The organism is Paraburkholderia sp. GAS333 (genome assembly GCF_050435665.1).
GTDB classification, from domain to species: Bacteria; Pseudomonadota; Gammaproteobacteria; order Burkholderiales; family Burkholderiaceae; genus Paraburkholderia; species Paraburkholderia fungorum_A.
On the sequence record NZ_JBNDKS010000005.1, the window covers coordinates 92820 to 118414 of the forward strand.

General features: G+C 64.4%; 18 protein-coding genes. 15 read left to right on the forward strand and 3 right to left on the reverse strand.

The window, feature by feature from the left end:
• Positions 1-4 precede the first annotated feature (4 nt).
• Positions 5-1150, forward strand: coding sequence for a DSD1 family PLP-dependent enzyme (locus ABH945_RS25420; protein WP_429252352.1), 1146 nt, complete (start codon positions 5-7; stop codon positions 1148-1150).
• A gap of 25 nt (positions 1151-1175) precedes the next feature.
• Here the strand turns inward: ABH945_RS25420 and hpaR are convergent, their stop codons facing one another.
• On the reverse strand, positions 1176-1583 hold the full coding sequence (hpaR, locus tag ABH945_RS25425; protein ID WP_074767862.1) for a homoprotocatechuate degradation operon regulator HpaR: 408 nt from the start codon (positions 1581-1583) through the stop codon (positions 1176-1178).
• A gap of 210 nt (positions 1584-1793) precedes the next feature.
• Here hpaR and ABH945_RS25430 point away from each other — a divergent pair, with 210 nt between their 5' ends.
• The 7 genes from ABH945_RS25430 to hpaI all read left to right on the forward strand — a co-directional run bounded on the left by ABH945_RS25430 (position 1794) and on the right by hpaI (position 7889).
• Complete coding sequence (locus ABH945_RS25430) at positions 1794-2567, forward strand: fumarylacetoacetate hydrolase family protein (protein ID WP_429252353.1); 774 nt, start codon at positions 1794-1796, stop codon at positions 2565-2567.
• Positions 2564-3322 (forward strand): fumarylacetoacetate hydrolase family protein, encoded by a 759-nt coding sequence (locus tag ABH945_RS25435; protein ID WP_429252354.1) that lies wholly within the window; start codon positions 2564-2566, stop codon positions 3320-3322. The genes ABH945_RS25430 and ABH945_RS25435 overlap by 4 nt, the downstream gene beginning before the upstream one ends.
• A 34-nt stretch (positions 3323-3356) precedes the next feature.
• Positions 3357-4814, forward strand: a complete 1458-nt coding sequence (gene hpaE / locus ABH945_RS25440) for a 5-carboxymethyl-2-hydroxymuconate semialdehyde dehydrogenase (protein WP_429252355.1) — start codon at positions 3357-3359, stop codon at positions 4812-4814.
• Between the two features lie 92 nt (positions 4815-4906).
• Positions 4907-5770 carry a 3,4-dihydroxyphenylacetate 2,3-dioxygenase gene (gene hpaD / locus ABH945_RS25445; protein ID WP_429252356.1) on the forward strand — a complete coding sequence of 288 codons (864 nt, stop codon included), beginning with the start codon at positions 4907-4909 and terminating at the stop codon, positions 5768-5770.
• A gap of 17 nt (positions 5771-5787) precedes the next feature.
• Positions 5788-6186, forward strand: coding sequence for a 5-carboxymethyl-2-hydroxymuconate Delta-isomerase (locus ABH945_RS25450; RefSeq protein ID WP_429252357.1), 399 nt, complete (start codon positions 5788-5790; stop codon positions 6184-6186).
• A 50-nt stretch (positions 6187-6236) separates the two neighbouring features.
• A complete protein-coding gene (gene hpaH / locus ABH945_RS25455) occupies positions 6237-7040 on the forward strand; it encodes a 2-oxo-hept-4-ene-1,7-dioate hydratase (protein ID WP_429252358.1) in 804 nt (267 codons plus the stop codon).
• A 45-nt stretch (positions 7041-7085) separates the two neighbouring features.
• Positions 7086-7889: a 4-hydroxy-2-oxoheptanedioate aldolase gene (gene hpaI, locus ABH945_RS25460; RefSeq protein WP_429252359.1), complete on the forward strand. Its 804-nt coding sequence runs from the start codon at positions 7086-7088 to the stop codon at positions 7887-7889.
• A gap of 48 nt (positions 7890-7937) precedes the next feature.
• On the opposite strand, the gene ABH945_RS25465 is transcribed toward hpaI, so the two are convergent.
• The gene (locus tag ABH945_RS25465; protein WP_074767846.1) at positions 7938-10259 is read right to left on the reverse strand and encodes a bifunctional diguanylate cyclase/phosphodiesterase; all 2322 of its coding nucleotides are present in this window, start codon (positions 10257-10259) and stop codon (positions 7938-7940) included.
• 172 nt (positions 10260-10431) lie between these two features.
• A complete protein-coding gene (locus ABH945_RS25470; protein WP_429252360.1) occupies positions 10432-11580 on the reverse strand; it encodes a GGDEF domain-containing protein in 1149 nt (382 codons plus the stop codon).
• Positions 11581-12196: 616 nt separating this feature from the next.
• Here ABH945_RS25470 and bcsD point away from each other — a divergent pair.
• The 7 genes from bcsD (at position 12197) to ABH945_RS25505 (ending at position 25594) form a co-directional block, all read left to right on the forward strand.
• Positions 12197-12652 (forward strand): cellulose biosynthesis protein BcsD, encoded by a 456-nt coding sequence (gene bcsD, locus ABH945_RS25475; RefSeq protein ID WP_074767842.1) that lies wholly within the window; start codon positions 12197-12199, stop codon positions 12650-12652.
• A gap of 354 nt (positions 12653-13006) precedes the next feature.
• Positions 13007-14101 (forward strand): cellulose biosynthesis protein BcsP, encoded by a 1095-nt coding sequence (gene bcsP, locus ABH945_RS25480; protein ID WP_429252361.1) that lies wholly within the window; start codon positions 13007-13009, stop codon positions 14099-14101.
• Complete coding sequence (bcsQ, locus tag ABH945_RS25485; protein ID WP_429252362.1) at positions 14098-14886, forward strand: cellulose biosynthesis protein BcsQ; 789 nt, start codon at positions 14098-14100, stop codon at positions 14884-14886. Before bcsP ends, bcsQ begins: the two co-directional genes overlap by 4 nt.
• Entirely contained in the window at positions 14883-17087 is a 2205-nt protein-coding gene (bcsA, locus tag ABH945_RS25490) for a UDP-forming cellulose synthase catalytic subunit (protein ID WP_429252363.1), read from the forward strand. The genes bcsQ and bcsA overlap by 4 nt, the downstream gene beginning before the upstream one ends.
• 14 nt (positions 17088-17101) lie before the next feature.
• Entirely contained in the window at positions 17102-19654 is a 2553-nt protein-coding gene (gene bcsB, locus ABH945_RS25495; RefSeq protein WP_429252364.1) for a cellulose biosynthesis cyclic di-GMP-binding regulatory protein BcsB, read from the forward strand.
• A 10-nt stretch (positions 19655-19664) separates the two neighbouring features.
• Complete coding sequence (bcsZ, locus tag ABH945_RS25500; RefSeq protein ID WP_429252365.1) at positions 19665-20843, forward strand: cellulose synthase complex periplasmic endoglucanase BcsZ; 1179 nt, start codon at positions 19665-19667, stop codon at positions 20841-20843.
• Positions 20834-25594 carry a cellulose synthase subunit BcsC-related outer membrane protein gene (locus ABH945_RS25505; RefSeq protein WP_429252366.1) on the forward strand — a complete coding sequence of 1587 codons (4761 nt, stop codon included), beginning with the start codon at positions 20834-20836 and terminating at the stop codon, positions 25592-25594. The genes bcsZ and ABH945_RS25505 overlap by 10 nt, the downstream gene beginning before the upstream one ends.
• Position 25595: the final 1 nt, after the last annotated feature.

A 25595-nucleotide genomic window follows, 5' to 3' on the forward strand; every position in this document is an offset into this window, starting at 1 on the left:
AAGCATGAAACTCGAACAGATCGAAACTCCCGCCGCGTTGATCGACGTCGCGCGGATGCAGAAGAACATCGCACGAATGCAGGCGCAGATGAACACGCTGGGCGTCGCGTTTCGTCCGCATGTGAAAACCACCAAATGTATCGACGTGGTGCGCGCACAGATCGCGGCTGGCGCATGCGGCATTACGGTGTCGACGCTGAAGGAAGCGGAGGCGTTTTTCGCAGCAGGCATCCGCGACATTCTGTACGCGGTGAGCATGGTGCCCGCGAGGTTGCCGAGAGCGTTCGCGCTGCGCCGCCAGGGCTGCGACCTGAAACTGGTAGTGGACAACCCGACCGCCGCAGCGGCGATCGCGGCATTCGGCGACCAGCACGGCGAAACCTTCGAGGTATGGATCGAAGTGGACACGGACGGTCATCGCTCGGGCATCACGCCGGAACAGGACACGTTGCTCGAAGTCGGGCGAATTCTGCACGAGAACGGCGTCAAGCTGGGCGGCGTGATGACCCACGCCGGGTCGAGCTACGAATTGAACACGCCGGAGGCGCTCGCCGCGCTCGCCGAACAGGAACGCGCGGGCTGCGTACGCGCAGCGCAACGGTTGCGCGATGCGGGTATTCCGTGCCCCGTCGTCAGTGTCGGTTCGACGCCGACCGCGCTCGCCGCCGCGCAACTCGACGGCGTGACCGAAGTCCGCGCCGGCGTGTACGTGCTGTTCGATCTGGTCATGCACAACGTCGGCGTGTGCGCACTCGACGATATCGCGCTCAGCGTGCTCGCCACCGTGATCGGCCATCAGGCGGAAAAAGGCTGGGCGATTCTCGACGCGGGCTGGATGGCGATGAGCCGCGATCGCGGCACGTCGAAGCAGGCGCACGATTTCGGCTACGGGCAGCCGTGTCTGCTGAACGGCACGCTGCTTCCCGGCTACGTGGTGAGCGGCGCGAACCAGGAGCACGGCATTCTTTCGTCAACGGGGGACGGTTCGCAAGCGGACGAAACTCCCGACATTACCCAGCGCTTTCCAATCGGTATGAAGCTGCGCATTCTGCCGAATCATGCGTGCGCGACGGGCGCCCAGTTTCCCGAATATCACGCGGTTTCGCCCGATGGAAGCAGCGTCGAATGGCAACGTTTTCACGGCTGGTAAGCCGCAACGCCGCTTTAGCCTGGACTCACTCGTCCTCTTCGCCAAGACCGGCCAGCAGATCGTCCACCGCGCGATAGACGCGCTCGACGATCTCCGGTCCGACCTTGCGCTCCAACTCCCGATAGTGCGCTTCGAGGTCTTTCGAAATCACGCGCACCAGTTCCACGCTCGTGTCTGTCAGCGACACCAGCACACGGCGCTGATCTTCCGCGAAACGCTCCTTCGTCACCAGTTCCATGCTCTCCATGCGCGCGAGCACGCCGGCCATGCTTGGGCTTGAAATCGTACAGATATCGGAGATGTGACGCGGCTCCATCGGCCCATGTTCGTTGAGCGCGCGAATCACGCGCCATTGCTGTTCGGTGAGTCCATGCGCGGTAATCAGCGGACGAAACCGCTCCATCATTTTTTCTCTGGCTCGCAACAGCAGCATGGGCAGATTGCGATGCAAAACTCGTGTGGACGCAGCGGACATAGTGGCAGAAGAATAAAAACTACCGTCGAAATTTAAGGGAAAACCCGCGATCAGCCGACGGCCTATTGACCGTGAATCATATCAAGCGCAATACTACTAACATGTTAGTGTTTTCGCAGGATTTTTTCCGGCTTTTTTCGCGATCCTTTACAGAAAGGCGGCTCATCGATGTTTGCACTTGCCGATCATCTGCTGCATCCCGAAGGCGAAGCGCTGCCTCGCGACGTAGATGCCAGTACTCTCGCGGCGCTGCTGCGTAGCGGCATCGCCTGTCGCGCGCCGGTTAGCGGCGCGGTGTACGGCACCCTGCTAAACGACCGTGCCGCGCTGCAGGCATTGGGCGACGCGATGCAAGCCGCGCCGTACAAAGCACCCCCGAAAGCACCCGTTCTTTATCTGAAGCCGCGTAATACGTTTGCAGGGCATCGCGCGCGCGTCGTCGTGCCGGATAACGAATTAGGCGTGGAAGTCGGTGCTTCGCTGGGGATCGTGATTGGTCGCACTGCAACACGTATCGCCGCAAATCGCGCGGCTGAATATATCGCCGGTTATACGCTGGTCGGCGACCTCAGCGTCCCGCATGCGAGCGTCTATCGGCCCTCCGTGAGGTTTCGCGCGCGCGACGGTTTTTGTGCAATCGGGCCTGCTGTGGTGGCAGCGCGTCACGTTGCAACGCCGGATCATCTGGCGATCAAGGTCTCGCTCAACGGTGTGGAGATTTTTTCGGCGAACACAGCGTCGGCGGTACGCAACGTCGCGCAATTGCTCGCGGATGTCACCGACTTCATGACCCTCAGCGCAGGCGATGTGCTCACATTAGGCGTGCCGCACGGTTCGCCGCCCGCGCATATCGGCGACACGGCCACGTTGTCGATTGAAGGCTTGCCACCGCTCACTGTCTCGTTTGTCGCCGCGCAGGAATACGCTGGAGAACCGTCATGATGCGCGGCCGCGTTGCCTATGCAGGCGCGATTCACGAAGCCTATCCGCACGCACAGGGCGTGCGCCTCGCCGATGGCCGCGTGCGTCGCGAAGATGAAGTGGTGTGGCTCGCGCCCATCGAAGTCGGCACGATCTTCGCACTCGGTCTGAACTACGCCGAACATGCGAAGGAATTGCAGTTCGGCAAGCAGGAAGAACCTCTCGTTTTTCTCAAAGGGCCGGGCACGGTAATCGGTCATCGCGGTTTCACACGCCGCCCCGCAGACGTCACGTTCATGCACTACGAGTGCGAACTCGCCGTCGTGATCGGCCAGACCGCGCGCAACGTAAAGCGCGAAAGCGCGATGCAGCACGTGGCCGGCTACATGATCGCGAACGACTACGCGATCCGCGACTACCTGGAAAACTACTATCGCCCCAATCTTCGCGTGAAGAATCGCGACGGCGGCACAGTACTCGGCCCCTGGTTCGTCGACGCGGCCGATATCGAAGACGTCAATCAACTGGAATTGCGCACCTTTGTGAACGGCACGCAGCAACAGCACGGCAACACGCGCGACCTCGTCACGGATATCCCCTCGCTGGTCGAATATCTAAGCGGCTTCATGACGCTCGCGCCCGGCGACGTGATCCTGACCGGCACGCCTGAAGGCGTCGTCAATGTGAATGCGGGCGACGAAGTGATCTGCGAAATCGACGGCCTTGGCCGTCTCGTGAACACGATTGCGTCCGACGCCGACTTTGGCCGTACGTAATCCGTCATCGATAGAGCTATAAAAGGACATCGCAATGCGAATCGAGCATCTGATCAACGGCGAGACCTGCGCCGCGAAAGACTACTTCGAGACGGTCAATCCCGCCACGCAAGAGGTACTGGCCGAAGTCGCGCGCGGTGGCGCACAGGAGATCGACGCCGCCGTTCACGCGGCGAAAAACGCGTTTCCCGCATGGGCCGCGAAGCCCGCTGCGGAGCGCGCGAAACTGGTGCGAAAACTCGGCGAGTTGATCGCGAAGAACGTGCCCGATATTTCGGAAACCGAGACGAAAGACACCGGTCAAACAATCTCACAAACGCGCAAGCAACTCGTGCCGCGCGCCGCCGACAACTTCAGCTATTTCGCCGAGATGTGCACGCGCGTCGACGGCCATACGTATCCGACCGATACGCATCTGAACTACACGCTGTTTCATCCGGTCGGCGTGTGCGCGCTGATTTCGCCATGGAACGTGCCGTTCATGACGGCCACGTGGAAGGTCGCGCCCTGCCTCGCATTCGGCAACACGGCCGTGCTGAAGATGAGCGAACTGTCGCCGCTCACCGCGTCGATGCTCGGGCAACTCGCGCTCGAAGCCGGCATTCCTGCGGGCGTGCTGAACGTCGTGCACGGCTTCGGCAAGGAGACCGGCGAACCGCTGGTCGCGCATCCCGATGTGCACGCGGTGTCGTTCACCGGATCGACGGCCACCGGCAACCGTATCGTGCAAACCGCGGGGCTGAAAAAGTTTTCGATGGAACTCGGCGGCAAGTCGCCGTTCATGATTTTCGACGACGCCGATTTCGAACGTGCGCTCGACGCCGCCGTGTTCATGATCTTCTCGAACAACGGCGAACGCTGTACGGCCGGTTCGCGCATTCTGGTTCAACGCTCGATTTACACGCGTTTTGCCGAGCGTTTCATCGAACGTGCAAAGCGTTTGACCGTAGGCGATCCGCTCGCGGACAGCACCATCGTCGGGCCGATGATCAGTCAGGCGCATCTCGCGAAAGTCCGCAGCTATATCGAACTGGGTCCGAAAGAAGGCGCGACGCTCGCGTGCGGCGGCCTCGATACGCCCGACCTGCCCGACGCGATGCGCAAAGGCAACTTCGTGATGCCGACCGTCTTCGTCGATGTCGACAATCGCATGCGCATCGCACAGGAAGAAATTTTTGGACCCGTCGCGTGCCTGATTCCATTCGACGACGAAGCCGAAGCGATCCGGCTCGCCAATGACATTTCGTACGGCTTGTCGAGCTATATCTGGACCGAGAACACGGGCCGCGCGCATCGTGTGGCGGCGGCGGTCGAAGCGGGCATGTGCTTCGTGAACAGCCAGAACGTGCGCGATCTGCGTCAGCCGTTTGGCGGCACCAAGGCATCCGGCGTGGGCCGCGAAGGCGGAACGTGGAGCTACGAAGTATTTCTCGAACCGAAAAACGTGTGCGTGTCGCTCGGATCGCATCACATTCCGCGCTGGGGCGTTTAATGTAGTCAACGCGTCAAAAGCATAGCGGCGCATGAGATGCCGCGCGCAAATACGACGCGCCCTGCCACAGCAACACCGAACTGGAGACCGCGATGGGCAAGCTCGCGCTGGCAGCAAAAGTCACTCACGTACCGTCGCTGTATCTATCGGAACTCGACGGCCCGCATAAAGGTTGCCGTCAGCCCGCCATCGACGGTCATCATGAAATCGGCCGGCGTTGCCGCGAACTGGGCGTGGATACGATCGTCGTGTTCGACGTGCACTGGCTCGTCAATAGCGAATACCACATCAATTGCGCACCGGATTTCGAAGGCGTCTACACGAGCAATGAGTTGCCGCATTTCATCAGGAACATGCCGTACTCGTACCCCGGCAACGTCGAACTCGGCAATCTGATCGCGGAAGTCGCCAACGAAATGGGCGTAAAAAGCCGCGCGCATAGCGAGACCACGCTCGGGCTCGAGTACGGCACGCTGGTGCCGATGCGTTATATGAACAGCGACCGGCGTTTTAAAGCGGTGTCGGTATCGGGCTGGTGCATGTGGCACGACCTCGCCACTAGCGCCCGCTTCGGCCTCGCGGTTCGCAAGGCGATCGAGGAACGTTACGACGGCACCGTCGCGATTCTGGCAAGCGGCTCGCTGAGCCATCATTTCGCGAACAACGGCACCGCCGAACAATTCATGCACAAGGTATGGAATCCGTTTCTCGAACAGATGGACCGCAGCGTGGTCGAGTTATGGAAAGCCGGCGACTGGACAACCTTCTGCGACATGCTGCCGCTTTATAACGAGAAATGCTGGGGCGAAGGCGGCATGCACGACACCGCCATGTTGCTCGGCGCGCTGGGTTGGGACCGCTACGACGGCAAGGTTGAAGTCGTCACACCGTATTTCGGCAGTTCGGGTACCGGGCAGATCAATGCGATCTTCCCGGTTACGCCGCTGCCCGTCTGATTTCGAAGGAGCCTACCGTGCCGCATCTCACGCTCGAATACAGCGCCAATCTCGCCGATGAGAAAAACATCGGCCAGTTGTGCAACACACTCGCGCAAAGTCTGGCCGCCCAACGCGATGGCGAACAGCGCGTCTATCCGCTGGGCGGCATCCGCGTGCGCGCATTGCGTTGCGACCAGTACTACATCGCCGACGGCCGCCCCGACGCCGCGTTCCTGCACGCGAATCTGAAGATCGGCGCAGGCCGCTCCGGGGCCGTAAAAAAGGCTACCGGCGACGCGCTATTCGCGCTGATCAAACAGCACTTCGCCGCCGAATTCGAACAGCACGGGTTGGCGTTATCGCTGGAAATCGGCGAATTCAGCGAAGCCGGTTCGTGGAAGCACAACAACCTGCATGCACGTTTCAAAACCTGATCCGCCTGACGAGGCGCTACGTTAGCGCCGCGTCGCAAGGAGAAACCATCATGCTAGATGAACAGACCATCCGCGAACTCGCCGCGCAACTCGATCACGCCGAGAAAACCCGCACGCAATTGCGCCACTTCTCAGCGCAATATCCGCAGATGACCATCGAAGACGGTTACGCGATCCAGCGCGAGTGGGTCAGGCTGAAGCTGGCCGAAGGCCACGTAATCAAAGGCCGCAAGATCGGCCTCACGTCACGCGCGATGCAACGCTCGTCGCAGATCGACGAACCCGACTACGCGCCGCTGCTCGCCAGCATGTTTATCGAAAACGGCCAGGATATTCGCGCGGACCGCTTCATTGCGCCGCGCGTGGAAGTCGAACTCGCGTTCGTGCTGAACAAGCCGCTGAAAGGCCCAGGCGTCACGTTGTTCGACGTGCTCGATGCAACCGCTTACGTCACGCCCGCCGTGGAGATCATCGACGCGCGCATCGAGCAGTTCGACCGCGAAACCCGTGCGCCGCGCAAGGTCTACGACACGATCTCGGACTTCGCCGCGAATGCGGGCATCGTGCTCGGCGGGCGTCCGGTGCGTCCGCTCGATGTCGATCTGCGCTGGGTCGGCGCGCTGCTCTATAAAAACGGCGCGGTCGAGGAAAGCGGTCTCGCAGCGGCAGTATTGAATCACCCGGCAACCGGCGTGGCGTGGCTCGCGAACAAGATCGCGCCCTACGACGAGATGCTGAACGCGAACGACGTGATCCTGAGCGGATCCTTCACGAGTCCGATCCCCGCACGTGCAGGCGACACATTCCACGTCGACTATGGCCCGCTCGGCGGCATCGGCCTGAATTTCATCTGAATTCGTAACCGCATACATTCCGGCATACAACCCGACTGGATCGACATGTCTCTTCCGCAAAACCCATTCAAGCGCGCGCTGGCTGCAGGCCAACCGCAATTCGGCCTGTGGGCCGCGCTCGCCGACGCGTACGTGACCGAGTTGCTCGCCACTGCCGGTTTCGACTGGCTGCTGATCGACAACGAGCACGCGCCGAACGACGTCCGCAGCACGCTCGCGCAGTTGCAGGCGGTCGCCGCCTATGCGTCACATCCGGTGGTGCGTCCGGTGCGCAGCGACGCGGCGCTGATCAAGCAGCTGCTCGATATCGGCGCGCAAACGCTGCTCCTGCCAATGATCGATACCGCCGACCAGGCCGCCGACGCAGTCGCCGCCACACGTTATCCGCCGCAAGGCATTCGCGGCGTGGGCAGCGGCCTGGCGCGCGCATCGCGCTGGAATCGCGTACCCGATTATCTGACCACCGCCGCCGAAGAGTTGTGCGTGCTGGTGCAGGTGGAATCGGTACAAGGCATGGAGAATCTGCGGGCCATCGCCGCAGTGGACGGCGTAGACGGCGTGTTCTTCGGCCCATCGGACCTGAGTGCGTCGATGGGCCTGCTAGGCAAGCCGGGCGACGCGAGCGTGCGCGAAGCAATCCGCAACGGCATCGCGATAACGCGCGACGCAGGCAAAGCGGCTGGCGTGCTCGCCGCCGACCCCGCGATTGCCGCCGAGTATCTTGCGGCCGGCGCGACTTTTGTCGCGGTCGGCTCGGACACGGGTCTGCTGAGCCGTGCGGCCGCGGACCTCGCGTCGTCGTACAAGAAAACCGCGGCGAGCGCGGCGCCGGTTAAAGGTGGCTACTGATAGGCGTTAGCTTTTTCATCGACAGACGAAAGCCTGCGGCACCCCCCCCTACTCGCCCGCAGGCCAGGGCAAGCCCCTCGCCGACCAGTCCAGCTCCACGCCGATCACCGAGCGCTCGTTGGCGAACGGCACCGCCAGCGTCACCGCGATACACGGCCTGCCGCTTGCCAGCGACAGATACGGATTGCTGGTCACCGCCACGCCCGGCAGCAAAACCGCATTCCTGAAATACGGCCGATGATCCCAGCGCGCATCGCGCGGATTTGCAACCGGTTGCAGCGACGCCCCGTCCCGGCTCCACGCCGGACCCGGCACTTCGTGACCGACCTGTCTGCCCGTATCGTCGAGAATGAAACAGCTGATGCAGCGATCGAACCTCGCCAGCGGCGCAAACGCCTCGTCCATCGCGACGCCCGCGAGCAACGCATCGGCGGCATCGCGCAACGCGACCCGGTACGGCTCCACTTCCGATTCGAACAACGCATACTGATGCGCCCGCCCCTGCGCGATCACGTCGAATGCATCGTCGATCTGCCGGTGCACCGACTCCGGCGGCGCAATCTGCGCAGCCGGCCGTCCGAGCAAATAGCCTTGCGCGAAATCCACATTCGATTCCACCGCGAGAATCAGCTCGTCGGTCGTCTCCACACCTTCGACCACCACCAGCATGCCCGCCTGATGCAGCAGCGACACGAGCTTCGGCAGGATCGGATGGCCGGTGCCGTGACTCGTCGCGCGGATCAGTTCGCCGTCGAGCTTCACAAGATCGGGGCGAATCCGCAGCAGCCGGTCGAGGTTCGACTGACCGGCGCCAAAGTCGTCGACGGCGATCAGGAAGCCGTGCTCGCGATAAAGCGCCGCTGCCCGCGACATATCGTCGACACTGCCGCCGTGCGATTCGAGAATCTCCAGAATCACCCGCTCGGGTTCGAGCCCGGCTGCGCGCACGAGCTCGCTCAACTGATCGGCATAACCGGTTGCAATGAAAGTGGCCGGCAGAATATTCAGGAACAGCCACGCGTCGTTCGGCAGCGACTGACTCGCGTTGCCCAGGTGCACGGTATGACTCGCGCGGTCGAGCGCACCCTCATCGCTGGACGGCTTCGGCGCGAACATCACCACGGGCGGCACCAGCGTGCCGTCGTCCTGCTCGCCGCGCAGCAGCGCCTCGAAGCCCACCTGCTTCTGATGCGACAAACTGTAGAGCGGCTGGAAATGCGAAGTCAGGTAATAGTCTTCCCACTGATGCCGATGCCCTTCGCCGCGCCGCTCGTCGGCAAACAGGCGCTGCACGTCCGGCAGCATGCGGCGCTCGGCGCAGACACGGTTTCGTCCCGAATACTTGGCGCGCAGCAGCGCTTCGTCGGCACGGTCGAGCAGCACCATGATGCTTTCGCCGCGCCGGTGCTGGGCCACGCCGAAGCTCGCGGTCAGATTGCCGTCGGGCCGTTCGATCGCGGCAATCGCGCCGCGCAGCCGCTCGGCCAGATCGAGCGCGCCGCTCAGGCCGTTGCGCAGCAGCACCGCGAACTCTTCTCCGCCGATCCGGCTCACGCTGTCGTCGGCGGAGGTCTGCTCCATCAGGACCTGAGCGACCTGGTACAGCGCGTGATCGCCGACCGCATGGCCGAAGCGGTCGTTCAGCGACTTGAAGTTGTCGATGTCGAGAAAGATCGCGCTGACCTGCGCGTCGCCGATGATCGTGTCGAGATGATGCTCGGCCTGTTTGACGAACGCGCGGCGGTTTTGCAGGCCGGTCAGCGGATCGGTCGCGGCGAGTTGCGCGAGCTGGCTTTCCAGCAGGAAGTGATTGCGCCGGAAGCGGTAGAAGCCGAAGTGGAACACCGCCGAAGTCGGCACGCCGATCGCAATGATCCAGGTCCAGACGACCGTGTCGATGTCATGGGTCAGCGGCTCGTCGAACAGCAGCGCGAACGCCGACGCATAGAACAGCGCGGTGCCGGTGAAAAAGTGCGCGGGCGTGAGCCACAGCGGCGCGGCGCAGACGGGGACCACCACCATCGCGGGCAGGAGCCACAGCAATGGCTGCTCGACGCCGCCGATATTCAGCGCCATGCCGGCGACCAGCACCTGCATGTACGCGACGCCGATTGCGCCGAACAGCCATGTCGAGCGAGTGCTGGGAATCGCCAGCACGAGCAGCGCGAGGATCAGCGCGCAGGCCAGCCGGTAAGCCAGCGGTGTGGCTGGGCCGCTGACCAGGTTGCGCGCCCCGACCAGACAGAGGAACGCCACCACGGTAAATGCCATCGTCACCGTGGAAAGCGGCCGTTGATGTTCTAGCGAACGTCGATGAAAACGTTCCCGCAAACCTGGTTCGGGTAGGTGAGGCGTTGAGGTGGCAGGCATATTGATCGTTATCAGGCTGTCTCAGGCTGGTTCCAGTCACTCCGCCATTGGATAACGGCAAATGTCTGACGAATATTTATGCCTGTCGTGCAAAAAAGCGTAAGAAATTGCTCGTTAAGGCCGGTTACGCATTGCAGATTGCGCTGCGAGGCCGGAGTCGGCGTCCGTTCTGTCAGGCTGCCGCCATCACGCGATTGCGGCCCGACGCCTTGGCCGCGTAGAGCGCACCGTCGGCGCGGGCGCTGAGCTGGTCGAGCGATTCGTCGGGCCGGTACTGGTCGACGCCGACACTAAACGTGTATGCCAGTCCCAACGGCCGCGCAGACTGCGGAATCGCGGCGAGCCGCACGCGCAGACGGTCCATGACCGCGACCGCCTCGGCGGCGGTGGTAGCCGGGCACAGCACGCCGAACTCCTCGCCGCCGAGCCGGCCGAACACGTCGCCGGCTCGCAGGTTGCGCGACACGAACGCCGCGAAATGCCTCAGCACCTGATCGCCCGCGGCATGTCCATGGGTATCGTTGACGGCCTTGAACGAATCGATGTCGATGATCGCCATCGTCACCGGCGAACGGGTTCTCAGCGACGCCTTCAACAGGACGCCGCTTGCCGCCAGGAACGCGCGGCGCGACAGCACGCCGGTCAGGTCGTCGACATTCGCGAGCCGTTCCAGCCGCTCGGCCAGCCGGTCGTGCGCGAGCATCACCACGCCGATCGACAGACACGGCGGCGCCAGGATGCCAAGCGCGAGAAAAATGATGTTGGACGGCGAGACCTGCATCAGTCCGGTTTGCTCGATGATGCCGAAGCCGTACATCACGCCGCGCGACGCATGCCCCACGCATAGCAGCGCAGCCGCGATAGCGAGAAAATAGTAGCTGTAGCGCGGCCGGTTTGCGGGACGTCCGCGCCACATCAGCACGGCGAGCACCGCGTAAAGCGACGCGTGGAACGCAGACACCAGCGCGACGCGCGCGTTGAAATCCGGCGTGACGAAGGTCCACCACGCGATCCCGGCGAAGACGGCCACCAGCCCGGCATAGGCGGGCCAGAGCCGGAGGCGGCTCGCCTGAAAGCGCAGGCTGCCTTCGACCACCAGTAGCAAAGAGACGGCCAACAATTCGTTGGCGCCCACGAAGCTCAGCCACGGCGACGCACGGCCCTGCATCGCGAACGCGAGCAGTGCGACGATCGCCGCCGCGTTGGCCGAAATCCAGTAGCCGACGCCCGGAATCGCCGCCCGCCATAGCGAACCGAGCACCGCCATTGCCATGGCGCTCGACAAAACCGTGATCAGCAGAATACTGAGTGGATTGAGCATTACAGTTCAGTGAATCAAACGGCAAACGATTAGCGTGGCGTTTTTTGCATCACCCCATCGCACGCTTAATGCGTTGGTTTAAACCGTGATCGTGTCGTCATTGATTCACGACAACCCGTCACACTCCGTGGCGAACGTAAGCTTAACCGGCAAATCTGACTGCCCGCGCAAAAACAGCGACCGCCGCGAAAGCGGAAGATTATGAAAGAAAGTGGCCTCAGCCAATGCGCGCGGGCCTTGCCCAGTCACCGAAGCGTTGCATTTGCGACGAAACGGTTAAGCCGGATTCACAGTCCGGCTCACGTGTTAATCCCTATATTGCCGACGCTTATGCATGCCGTAAGTACAGCAGCAAGGGACGCGCGCGATTTGATCCGCAAAAATTACGTAATTACCCTGCATCCATTCCAATCCATTCTGCGTATCAACATACCAATGGGAAGTGGCAAAACGTTAATGTCTTAAGTAGACTTCTTCCGAAGTGTGCCGGACAGACTGGACATCCCGGTAAAAGTAACCTAGACGCGTGCAACGCGCGATTTCCCGACGCATTTATCTTCACCTGGCCGCAAGCGGTTTGGATGCAAACCGAAACGACGGCCGTCCCCTGGAAAATATGGTCCCAATTCTCGATTACCTGCTGGATCGTCAAGTCTCGCCTCAGTGGCGCGGAATGCTGACCGCATTGGCCACCGAGTTCGAAGCGCAGATCGGCCGCGACGAGTTGCGTCTGCTGATGCATCGGGTCGGCAGCCGTTTCGCGGCCGCGCATCCGCTGCCGGCCTGCGGGTCAACAGCCGAGCTGGCCAATGCGTTGAACCTGTACTGGCATGAGATGGATTGGGGCTACGTCAAACTCGTCGACGAAGCCGAATCGCTGCGCATCGTTCATTACTGCGCGCCGCTGCCGGCCTTCGGCGGTGCGGCGCTGGCCTGGACTCCGGCGTTTCTCGAGGGTGTGTATCAGACGTGGTTGAGTTCCTTGGGCGCGCAAGGGTTGTCGGTCGCGCAGACCAGCGCCTATGGCGAGGACACCGCGATCGAATTCCGTCTGGGCCGCCATCCGGCCTGAACGGTTGCGCGGAGTGCACGGGTTGCGCTGGCCGTCCAACCGGCAGCGCAGCGCATTCGTCAGGCATGACTCGTGCATTGGCGCTTGCGGTCCGGCGCCATTTGAACGTGGATGTCAGCGCGGACCGGTACGTTAGCTAAAGGCAGTGGCAGCAGCAGTCGATAAAGCAGGAGAGAACGCGCCGGACCGGACGCGTGACATACGCAAGGTGATACGTAGCACGTGGCACGCAGGACGTAACACACGGCACGTAACACAGCATCGAGTGCAGGGTGAGGTTGCAGTACGGGGTTGAGCGCCGCGAGAAAATTTAAGGATCGGGGCAAGGCAAGTCATGAACAAGACGGCGGCATTATGAGTTCATCGAGCGACATCGAAAAATTATTCGATCATTTTGGCGGCGACGCCAACGCGTATCAGGAGATCGGCCGCGAGAACGATGCGCGCACCGCGCGCACGCGTTGGCCGTTGCTGGTCACGCTGGATCTCACGCAGCCGACGATTCCCGAAATCGGCCAACGTCGCGAGGCGAGACCGCAGCAGCCGGTCGCCCCGGCGCCGGCTATCGATCGCGAGGACACGACGCCGAAAGACGTCGCGTCGGTCACGCGCGCCAAAGCGCCGCTGTTCACGCGATCGCATCGGCGGGACATTCCGCCGGTCGCCGTTACCGCACCCCAGCCTGCCGCGCCGAGCGGCGCGTCGCGCTTCGGCGCGCTGGGCAGTCACGAGGAAAGCGCACCCGCTGTGGCAATGAACGATCCGGTGGTCGCACGGCCTGCTGTCGCGGCGCAGGTGCCGCCTGTTGTGCCTGTTGTGCCTGCTCCGTTCGTTGCGCCTTTTGCACCGATCGCTGCGGCTGCACCGGCTGCACCCGTGGCGGCTCCAGCGCACGCTGCGCCGAATCCCTTCGCGGTGCCAGTGGCTCCGGGCGTGTCGACGGGTCTGTTTGCATCGATTGCAGCCGTGCCACCTGCGGCATCGATTTCACCTGTGGCCCCGCTAGCCGCCGCTCCGTTCGGCAGTCCATTCCGCACGCCGGCCGCTCTTGCTGCGCAACCCGCGTACGCGGCACCGGTTACACCGGCTGCATCCCCGGTACCGAATTGGGCGCAAGCACCGGCGCCCACGCACGCTTATGCCGCGACGCCGGTCACACCGGCCATAGCGCCTGCTGCAGCTCCGCCGCACGCCGCATTCATGCACGCGGCACAGGCAACCCCGCAACCCGCGCCGTCCTCGTCGATTCTCGGCAAGCTGTTCGCCGCGCAGCCCACGGCCGCGCCGCAACAGCCGCCCGCAGCCGACGCCTCCGCCGCTCAACCCGCACCGCTGCAATCGGTCTTCGACCGCCTGCGCGGCCAGTCCGGTCAGGCACAGCCGCAACCGCAGGCCGCCGCGCCCGGTGTCCCCCCTTCGTGGCTGGTCAACGGCCCCCGTCGCTCATGAAAGTCATCGCGGTAGTGTCCGCCAAAGGCGGGGTCGGCAAGACCACCCTCGCCGCCAATCTCGCTTCCGTGCTGGCCGCCAGCGGCCGTCGCGTGATCGCCCTCGACCTCGACCCGCAGAACGCGCTGCGCCTGCACTTCGGCGTGCCGCTCGACAGCATCGACGGTTTGTCGCGCGCCACGCTGACCGGTGATCCGTGGCAAACGGTGATGTTCGACGGCATCGACGGCGTGACAGTGCTGCCGTACGGCGCGGTACTCGAAGACGACCGCCGCCGCTTCGAAGCGTATATCGACCACGATCCGCGCTGGCTCGCGCAGTCGCTGCAGAACCTGCGGCTCGATCCGTCCGACATCGTCATCATCGACACGCCGCCGGGGTCGTCCACGTATGTCCGCACCGCCCTGTGCGCGGCCACCTTCGCGCTGAACGTGGTGCTCGCCGACGCTGCGTCGTACGCGGCGATCCCGCAAATGGAACGGCTGATCGCGACCTACGCCGCACCGCGCCCCGAGTTCGGCGGCGAAGGCTATGTGGTCAACCAGATCGACCAGTCGCGCCAGCTGACCAAGGACGTGCTCAAGGTGCTGCGCCAGATGCTCGGCAACCGGGTATTTTCGGGCGTGATCCATCAGGATGAAGGGGTGAGCGAAGCGCTCGCCTGCGACACCACGCTGATTCACTACGATCCACTCAGCCAGGCCGCCGCCGACCTCCGTTCGTGCGGCGACTGGCTGATGGCGGCGGTCGACGCGATCGCCGTCTCGCCGAGGAACGTCGCATGAGTACGCCGGATTCGCAGAGCCTGGAGGGTGGTCCGCCATCGCGGCTGGAACGTTTCGTCGATGCGCGCTTCTGGAATAGCCGCATCGTCACAGTCGTCGTCACGCTGCTCGCGCTGTGCATGCTGTACTTCGTGTTCACCGTGCCGCTCGCGTTCTACGAACAGTTGACGTTCGCCACCTGCTGCTTCGTGGTCGCGCTGCTGTTCCGCCGTCTGCAAGGGCGATACGCGACGATGGTGATGATCATGCTATCGGTAGTCACGTCGGGCCGCTATATGTACTGGCGGCTGACCTCGACCACGTACTGGGAACATCCGCTCGACGCCGCGTGGGGTCTGCTGCTGGTGTCGGCGGAAGTCTATTCGACCGTCGTGCTGATGCTCGGCTACTTCCAGACCGCATGGCCGCTCAAGCGCACGCCGATGCCGCTGCCTGCGTCGCGCGACCAATGGCCGACCGTCGACGTGTTCATTCCGACCTACAACGAGCCGTTGTCGGTCGTGAAGCCGACCATTTACGCCGCGCTCGCGCTCGACTATCCGGCCGAAAAAATCTCGATTCATGTGCTCGACGACGGCCGCCGTCCCGAGTTCAAGGCGTTCTGCGAGGAAGTCGGCGTCAACTGGACGATCCGCACGCACAACCGCCACGCGAAGGCCGGCAACATCAACGAGGCGCTGAAGATAACCACCGGCGAATACCTCGCGATCTTCGACTGCGATCACATTCCGACCCGCTCGTTCCTGCAGATCGGCCTCGGCTGGTTCCTGCGCGACAAGCTGCTGTCGATGCTGCAAACGCCGCACCACTTTTTCAACGCCGACCCGTTCGAACGCAATCTCGGCACCTTCCGCAAGGTGCCGAACGAAGGCGAACTGTTCTACGGACTGGTGCAGGACGGCAACGACCTGTGGAACGCGACCTTCTTCTGCGGTTCGTGCGCGCTGCTGCGCCGGACCATGGTCGAGGAGATCGGCGGCATCGCGGTCGAGACCGTGACCGAAGACGCGCACACCGCATTGAAGCTGCACCGCCTCGGCTACACCACCGCTTATCTGGCGATTCCGCAGGCGGCCGGTCTCGCGACGGAAAGTCTTTCAGGCCACATCGGCCAGCGGATTCGCTGGGCGCGCGGCATGACGCAGATTTTCCGGATCGACAATCCGCTGACCGGCAAGGGGCTGAAGATCGGCCAGCGGCTGTGCTATCTGAACGCGATGATGCACTTCTTCTACGGCATTCCGCGTCTGGTGTTCCTGACTGCGCCGCTGTCGTATCTGTTCTTCGGCGCGCACGTGATCGAAGCCGCCGCCAGCACGATCGCGATCTACGCGCTGCCGCACATGATGCACGCGAGCATCACCAATTCGCGGATGCAGCGCTCGTTCCGCCACTCGTTCTGGGCCGAGGTGTATGAGTCGGTGCTGGCGTCATATATCACCGCGCCTACCCTGCTCGCGCTGATCAACCCGAAGCTCGGCAAGTTCAACGTGACGGCCAAGGGCGGCCAGATCGAGAAGAGCTACTTCGACTGGTCGATCTCGCGGCCGTACCTGTTCCTGTTGCTGCTGAACCTGATCGGCTTCGTGGTCGGGCTGGTGCACATCTATCTGAACTGGCATACGCGCAGCGTCGTCGAAACCACGATCCTGAACCTCGCGTGGACCGGCTACAACATGCTGATTCTCGGCGCGAGCGTGGCCGCCGCGAGCGAGCGCCGCCAGGTGCGCGCGGTTCACCGCGTCGCGATGAAGATGCCTGTAATGCTCAAGTTCTCGACCGGCCGCACGTTGGCTTGCGAAACGATCGACTACTCCGAAGGCGGGGTCGGCGTCGCGTTGCCCGCGCAGATCGAAGTGCCGATGCACGAACGCGTGAGCGTGTCGCTGTTTCGCGGCGACGAGGAATACGCGTTCCCCGCGACCGTCGGCTTCACCGCGCCGGGGCGTGTGGGGCTGCGCTTCTCCGCGATGACGCGCGAGCAGGAGTACGAGTTCGTCAAGACAACTTTCGCTCGAGCGGACGCCTGGACCGGGTGGGCCGAAGGGCGGCAGCAGGACACGCCGTTGCGTGGTCTGTCGCATGTGCTGAGGGTGGGAGCGCTCGGCATCGCAGGGCTGTTCGAACATCTTTACGCCGACATTCGTAGTTCGATGAAAAGCCGTCCGGTGGACGTCAAGAAGCTAAAAACCAAAGACTGATCTAAGGCAAGAGGATGGCGAAGCAAAACATCGAACGCTCGCATCACGAGCGCAGCGGCACTCACCCGGACACGCGTTTCTTTGGACGCGCCGGTTCACAACGATTCATGCGCGGTATCGCCTGCTGGCTCGCCTTGCAGACCGGGTTGGCTGCGCCGCTGGCGTCGGCGGCTGAAGCGCTGGCGGCGTCGGGCAGCGTCAGCACGGGTGCGGCGGTGCAAACCGCGGCAGCAGGTGCGCCGTCGACGGCGGGCGCACGCGCCGCCACTGGCACCCCCGGCATGGCGCCGCCGAGCGCGGCCGTGCCGCTCGATCCCAACGCAATCGAACAACCGCAACTCGCGACACCGACGCCCGCGCTCGCCGCGTCGTCGGTGAAAGCGCTGGGCATTCGCACGCCGACCACGGCCGAACCGGGCACCCAGGTGCCAGGCGGCCGCCGTCAGACGCTCACGTTCGCCGACCTCGGCGCGCTCGATCCACTGCAATTGCGCGGCACCGACGGCCAGAACGGCATCGCGTTTTCGGTCCGCGGCGACGAAGTCGTGACCGGCGCGATCCTGCATCTGGTGTACAGCTACTCGCCCGCGCTGCTGCCGAGCCTGTCGCAACTGAAGGTGCTGGTGAACGGCGAAGTCGCCGCTACCCTGCCCGTACCGCATGAGCAGGCAGGCATGCTGGTGGCGCGCGATGTATCGATCGATCCGCGCTTCATCACCGAATTCAATCACCTGAACGTGCAGCTGATCGGCCATTACACGACCAGTTGCGAAGACCCGGCGAACTCGTCGCTGTGGGCTACGGTCAGCAATGCGAGTTCGCTCGATCTGACCTACGCGTCGCTCGCGACCAAGCCGGAACTGGCGGCGCTGCCGCAGCCGTTCTTCGACCGCCGCGACGTGCGCCGGCTCGAATTGCCGTTCGTGTTCCCGCAAAAGCCGGGCAACGGCACGCTCGAAGCGGCCGGCATCGTCGCGTCGTGGTTCGGCGCGCTGGCCGGCTATCGCGGCGCGGTGTTCCCGTCGCAACTGGATAACGCGCCGCTGTCGGGCAACGCCGTCGTTTTCGCCACCGACGACCAGCGCCCCGCCGGCATCACGATTCCCGCGATCTCCGGGCCGACCATCGCCGTGGTCGACCGCGACGCGCCGGCGCACGGCAAGTTGCTGCTCGTGCTTGGGCGCACCGAAGCCGAACTGAAAACCGCCGCGAAGTCGCTCGGTATCGGGCAGAACACACTGAGCGGCCCGAGCGCGACGATCACCTCGCTGACCCAGCTCGCACCGCGCGAGCCGTACGACGCGCCGAACTGGCTGCCGACCAACCGTCCGGTGCGCTTCGGCGAACTCGCCAATCCGGCCGACCTGACCGTATCCGGCTACGACGCCGACGCCGTGCGCGTGAACATGCGCGTGCCGCCCGATCTGTTCATGTGGCACACCAAGGGTGCGCCGCTCGATCTGCGCTACCGCTACACGGTGCGTCCGGCGCGCGACCGCTCGTCGCTGAACATCAGCGTGAACAACGGCTTCGTGCAGGCGCTGCCGATTCCGGCGGAATCCGCGTCGGTATTCGAACTGAGCCGCTACTTCGCGCGCATCATGCCCGACCGGACCGCCGAAGCACGCCGCACGGTCTACATTCCGCCGCTGCTGCTGACGCCGCGTACGCAGGTGCGTCTGCACTTCTATTACGACATCCCGAATACCGGTGAATGTCACGGCCGCCTGCTCGACAACGTGGTCGGCGCGATCGATCCGAATTCGACCATCGACCTGTCTTCGTTCCCGCATTACATGGCGCTGCCCGATCTGGCTGCATTCGCCAACAGCGGCTTCCCGTTCACGCGGATGGCGGACCTCTCCGAGACCGCCGTGATCCTGCCGAACGACGCTGATTCGAGCGACTTCAGCCTGTATCTGCTGACGATGGGCCGGATGGGCGCGTCGACCGGTTATCCGGTGACGGGCGTGACGGTCGGCACCGCCGACGACGCCGACAAGTACGCGAACAAGGACCTGCTGATTTTCGGCGCACCGGGCAAGCAGCCGCTGTTGCAGCGCTGGTCGAAGTCGATGCCGTTCTCGAGCGACGGCGACGCGCGCACGTTCCAGCTGTCCGACATCGTGTTCAAGCTGCAGGACTGGTGGCACGGCGAGCGCGGCGTCGAACGCACGCCCGCGCGCGCCGATCTGACGCTCGTCAGTTCGAACGGCTCCGCGCTGCTGACCGGCTTCGAGTCGCCGCTGCAGAAGAACCGCAGTGCGGTCGCGCTGGTGAGCGCGGCCGGCCAGTCGGACGCGGACCTGTCCGCCGCCCTGCTCGACGCCGACGTGCTGCCGAAGATTCAAGGCGCCATGGCCGTGATCCATGGCCGCGACGTGACCATCACGTCGAACGGCACGGCTTACTATGTCGGTCATCTGTCGCCGCAGGAATATCTGCGCTGGGCGCTGTCGTCGCATCCGCTGCTGTTGATGCTTGGCGGCGTGCTCGCCGCATTGTTGATCGCCGGCCTCTTCTACCGGACGCTGCGCTCCATCGCCGCGCGCCGCCTGAAGGACTAACAGGACAGATATGCGGGTTCGAATTAACCGGAAATTTGGCGCGGTGCTGGCCCTCGGATTGGGCCTTGCCGCCTCCACCAGCTTCGCAGGCATGATGAAAGTTGCACAGACCACCGGCGCGTGCGGTGAATGGACCGGCTACCGCACGTTCGTCGAACGCTTCGTGCAGGCTGACGGCCGCGTGATCGACTACTCGACGCCGATTCAGCAAACCACGTCGGAAGGCCAGTCGTACGGCCTCTTCTTCGCGCTGGTCGCGAACGACCGCGCGACCTTCGACCGGCTGCTCGCGTGGACGCGCACCAACCTCGCGGGCAACCAGTTCGACGGGCAGAACGCGCGGTTGCCTGCGTGGCAATGGGGCAGAAAGCCGGACGGCACGTTCGGCGTGCTCGATCCGAATTCCGCGTCCGACTCCGACTTGTGGATCGCCTACGATCTGCTGCAGGCAGGCCGCCTGTGGCGCGATACGAGCTATACGCAACTCGGCGAAGCACTGGCCGGGCAGATAGCGAGTCATGAAATCACGACATTGCCCGGCGTCGGACCGATGCTGTTGCCGGGGCCGCAGGGCTTCGTCAACGCAGGCGTGACGCGGCTGAATCCGAGCTATATGCCGTTGCCGGTGCTGCGCGGCCTCGCGCACGATCTGCCGGGCGGCCCGTGGGGCAAGCTCGCGGACAGCGCATACAAGCTCGTCAAGACCACCTCGCCGCAAGGCTTCGCGCCCGACTGGGCGGCATGGCAAGGCGGCCAGTTCGTGGTCGATCCGCAAAACGGCGACGTCGGCAGCTACGACGCGATCCGCGTGTATCTGTGGGCGGGTCTCGCGTCGTCCGCCGATCCGCTCGCGAAGCCGTGGCTCGCTGCGCTCGGCGGCATGCGCACGAAGGTCGCGCAAACCGGCTTCCCGCCCGAGAAGGTTTCATCGACCACCGGCGCTGCCAGCGGCGAAGGTCCGCTCAGCTACTGGGGCGCGCTCGCGCCGTACTTCAAGTCGCTTGGCGACGAACGCGGCCTCGGCCTCGCTCGCGAGCATCTGGCCGCGCTCGACACTCACCTGCCCGGTCACGAACCGGTTTACTACGATCGTGTGCTGGGCTTGTTCGGCACGGGTTTTATCGACGGACGCTATCGTTTCGACGAAGCCGGCCGTCTCGTGCCAAGTTGGAGAAACGCATGCGATTGAGCGCCCTCGCATTGTCATTGCGCCTCGCGCTGAGCGTCACGGCTGTCTGCTGCGTGGCGACGGCCGCGCCCGACGCGCTGGCGCAGGCGTCGAAAGATCCTCTGAGCGTGCTGATCGATCAGGGCAAGTACTGGCAGTCGCACCAGCGCGGCGACCTCGCCGAGCAGGCGTGGCTGAAGGTACTGCGGATCGATCCAAAGCAGCCCGACGCGCTGTGGGGCATGGGCATGGTGCTCGCCGACCGCAAGGACGGCGCCGGTGCCCAGCAATACCTGGCGCGGCTGAAGGCGGCCGCGCCGGCTTATCCGCGGATGGACGAACTGGGCCGTCGACTCGGCGAAACCAGCGAGCGCGATCAGACCGTCAACGACGCGCGGCGGCTTGCGCAAAGCGGCCAGAGTGCGAGCGCGGTGCAGGAATATCAACGCGCGCTGCAAGGCAAACCGGCCACGCCGGAATTGCAACTGGAGTATTACCAGGCGCTGTCGGCGACGCCGCAGGGCTGGGATCAGGCGCGGCGCGGTCTCGAACAGCTCGCGCGCGACAACCCCGACGATCCGCGTTACGCACTCGCTTACGCGCAGCATCTGACCTATCGCGACACGACGCGCCGCGACGGTATCGCGCGGCTGCAGAAGCTCGCGTCCGACGGGTCGGTCGGCGCGGCGGCGAAAAAGAGCTGGCGGCAGGCGCTGTTGTGGCTCGACGCGCGGCCGTCCGACTCGGCGCTTTATCAGGCGTATCTGCAAACCAGTACCGACGACGCCGCCGTGAAAGCGCGCTTCGATTCGATGGTGCAGCAGGACAGCGCGACCCGCGAGCGGTCACAGGAAAGCGTCGCGGCGGATGCGCGCGGCCGCGTGATCGGCGAAGGTTTCGCCGCGCTCGACCGCGACGACGCCGCGACCGCGCGCACCAAGTTTTCGTCGGTGCTCGCGAACAATCCGAACGACACCGACGCGCTCGGCGGCATGGGCATTGCCGCACTGAAGCAGGAGCATTTCGCGGAGGCGCGCAACTATCTGGAACGCGCGTCGCGCAGCGGCAATCCGGCGCGCTGGAAAACCGCGCTCGACAGCGCGACCTACTGGACCTACACGAGCGACGCTATCGGCGCGCGCAGCAACGGCGAGTTCGCGAAGGCGAAGTCGCTGTTCGAGCGCGCGATTGCGCTGAATCCGTCCGATGTCACCGCGCAGGTGCAACTCGGCGAGATGCTGCTTGCGAATCACGACGCGGTCGGCGCGGAACAGGCTTACCGGATGGCGCTGCGCCGTCAGGCCGACAACCCCGACGCGATTCGCGGACTGGTCGGCGCGCTGGCCGCGCAAGGCCGGGGCGACGAAGCGCTGCAATTCGCCAATCAGCTGAATGCCGAACAGCAGTCGAAAGCGGGCGGCATCAACCGTCTGCGGGGTGAGGCGCAGGCTTCGCAGGCGCGCGCCGCCGAAGCGCGCGGCGATCTCGGCACCGCCCGCAGCCTGTTCGAAGACGCGCTGCTGAACACGCCCGACGACCCGTGGCTGCGCCTCGACCTCGCACGCATTTACGTGCGCCAGGGCGCGGTCGCGAACGCGCGCAGCATGATGGACGGCCTGCTCGCCGCGCATCCCGACATGACCGACGCGCTGTATGCAAGCGCGTTGCTGTCGGGCGAAACACAGGACTGGTCGGCGGGACTCGCGCAACTCGAGCGGATTCCGGTCGCCCAGCGCACCGACGCGATGACCGCGTTGCAGCACCGTTTGTGGGTGCATCAGCAGGCCGATCTGGCCGCGCGGATGGCGCGCGCCGGTCAGAACCAGCAGGCGCTCGCCACGTTGCGCGCCACCGAGCCGGTGGCCGGTAATAGTCCCGAGTTGATCGGCGTGATCGCCGGTGCGTATCAGCAGGCGGGCGACCCGACCCGCGCGCTCGGTCTCGTGCGCAGCGCGATGAACGCCGCGCCCGGTAACACCGATCTGCTGCTGCAATACGCGGGCATCCTGTCGGCGACGCATCAGGACGTCGAACTCGGCTCGGTGATGCGCCGTCTGTCGTCGATGCAATTGACGCCGCAGCAGCGCACCGACTTCGGCAATCTGAATCTGGGCATCGTCATCAAGCAGGCGGATTCGGTGCGTCAGCGCGGCGATCTCGCCAGCGCGTACGACGTGATCGCACCGTGGCTCGCAGCCATGCCCGACAACCCCGACTTGCAGGCCGCGCTCGCGCGTCTCTACTCCAGTGCCGGCGACGACCGCAGTGCGCTCGCCGCTTACCGCGTCGCGCTGCAGCGCAGACCCGACGACCTGAATCTGGTGCAGGCGGCGATCCCCGCTGCGGTCGGCGCAAAGCAGTTCAGCTATGCCGAATCGCTCGCCCGCCAGGCGCTGGCCGCCTCGCCTGGCGATCCGGGTCTGCTGGCCACGGTCGGCCGCATGTATCGCGCGGAAGGCAAGCTGTCGCTGGCGTCAACGTATTTGCAGCGCTCGCTGGTCGCCGCCAACACGCCGCTGATGGCCAACGCGCCGCGTAACGGCACGGCCAGCAACGTGCCGCGCGGCTGGGAAGCAGCCATGAGCCGGATGGGCTCGACGCCGCTGCCCGGCACCAATCCTTTCGAAGGCAAAACCGCCGTCGCTTCGCCGACCGACACCGCCACTGGCGCAGGTGCCGACGGCAGCTTCAATGCCGCGCGCGCAGCGCTTCCGTACACGCAGTCCTCCTTGCCGACACAGACCGTGCCGAACTATCCGCCGCCTTCGCAGCCCGCGCCTTACGTCGCGCCTTACTCTGCGCCCGCGCAGCCTTACACGCCGAACGTCGCGCCCGCAGCGTTGCCTTATAACGCGCCGCGTCAGGGTGCGGATTCGGGCGGCTATGGGCAGGAAGCTTACGGGTCGAGCCAGTCGGGTGCGCCGTTGCAGCCGTATCCGGGCCAGGGACAAGGGCAGCCGCAGCAGCAGTACAACCCGGGTTATGCGCAGCAGCAACAGCCGCAGTACAACGGTGGCTATCCGCAGCAGGCGCAACAGCAGTACAACGGCGGCTATCCGCAGCAGGCGCAGCAGCAATACAACCCCGGCTATCCGCAGCAGCAACAGCAACAGCAGCCATACGGGCAGGACGGCTACGCGTCGACGCCCTGGCCGATGTCGCCCGCTTCACGCCAGGCGCAAGCCAATCCCGGCGCGATGCCGCAGCCGTACGCCCCTGCAACCACCACGGCGCGACGCGCGACGACCACCAAACGGCAAAGCGTGCCGCGTACGACCCACACCGCCACCACCAACGCGCGCCAGCAGACCTATAACCGGCAGCAGACCTACGCGCAACAGCCGTATCAGCAGCAACAGCAGCCGTATCAGCCCTACCAGCCTTATCCGCCGCAGCAACCGGCGTATCAGAACCAGGGCTACTACGCGCAGCAGCCGTACATTCCGCAGCCGCCCACTGGCTACGCGCAGCCGTATTATCCGCAGCGGCCGGGCGCGAACGACAACAGCTACCAGCCGTCGAACGTCGCCAATACGCAAACGCTCGGCGTCGCGGATGAACTCGCGCAGATCAACCGCGAGCAGGCGAGCACCGTGTCGGGCGGGATCGTGTTCCGCAACCGCAGCGGCGAGGACGGCCTGTCCACCCTCAACGATATCGAAGCGCCGATCCAGGGGCGCATCAAGGCGGGCAATGGCCACATCGTCGTCACGGCGACGCCGGTCACGCTCGACGCCGGCACCGCGTCCGGCAGCACGTCGACGCTCGCGCGCTTCGGTGCGGGTCTGTCGAACAGCACGTCGGAATCGGCAGCGGTGGCGGGCACCAACAACTACGGCAGCCAGACCGCGAGCGGCGTGGGCCTGTCGGTCGGCTACGACAGCCGCAGCATCGCCGCCGATATCGGCGTGACACCGATAGGCTTCCGCGAAACCAACATCGTGGGCGGCGCGCAATACAACGGCGGCATCAGCGACAAGGTGTCGTACTCGCTCGCGATCGCACGCCGCGCGGTGACCGACAGCCTGTTGTCGTACGCCGGTGCGCGCGACTCGGGTTCCGGCCTTGAATGGGGCGGCGTCACGTCGACGGGCGGCCTAGCGAGCCTCGCCTGGGACGACGGCACGAGCGGCCTGTACGTGAACGGCTCGTATCAGTATTACGGCGGCGACAACGTCCAGAGCAACAACGCCGTGAAGGGCGGCGGCGGCGTCTACACGCGTCTGCTGAAGGATGCGGACCAGACGCTGACGATCGGCGTGAACACGACGCTGATGCGCTACGACAAGAACCTGTCGTATTTCACGTACGGTCAGGGCGGCTATTTCAGCCCGCAGCAGTACGTGATCCTGAATCTGCCGGTGGAATGGATGGGCCGTAACGGCGCGTTCACCTATGACGTGAAGGGCTCGATCGGCGTGCAGCATTATCGCGAGGACGCATCGAACTATTTCCCGACCAATGGCAATTTGCAATCCGCAGCGGTGAGCAATGCCGCGCTGCTGAACAGCACGGGCACCAGCGGCGTGGTCGCCAATCAGGTCTATCCAGGCCAGAGCAAGACGGGCGTGGCGTACTCGCTCAGCGCGGTCGGCGAATATCAACTCGCGCCGCAACTGGCGTTCGGCGCCACGGCTTCGCTGGGCAATGCGTACGAATATCGCGAGTGGCTCGCCGCCGTGTACGTGCGCTACAGCTTCAGCAAGCAGACCGGCTTGCAGCCGTTCCCGCCCGCTCCGCTCAGCTCGCCGTATCTGTCGCTGTCGAACTAGT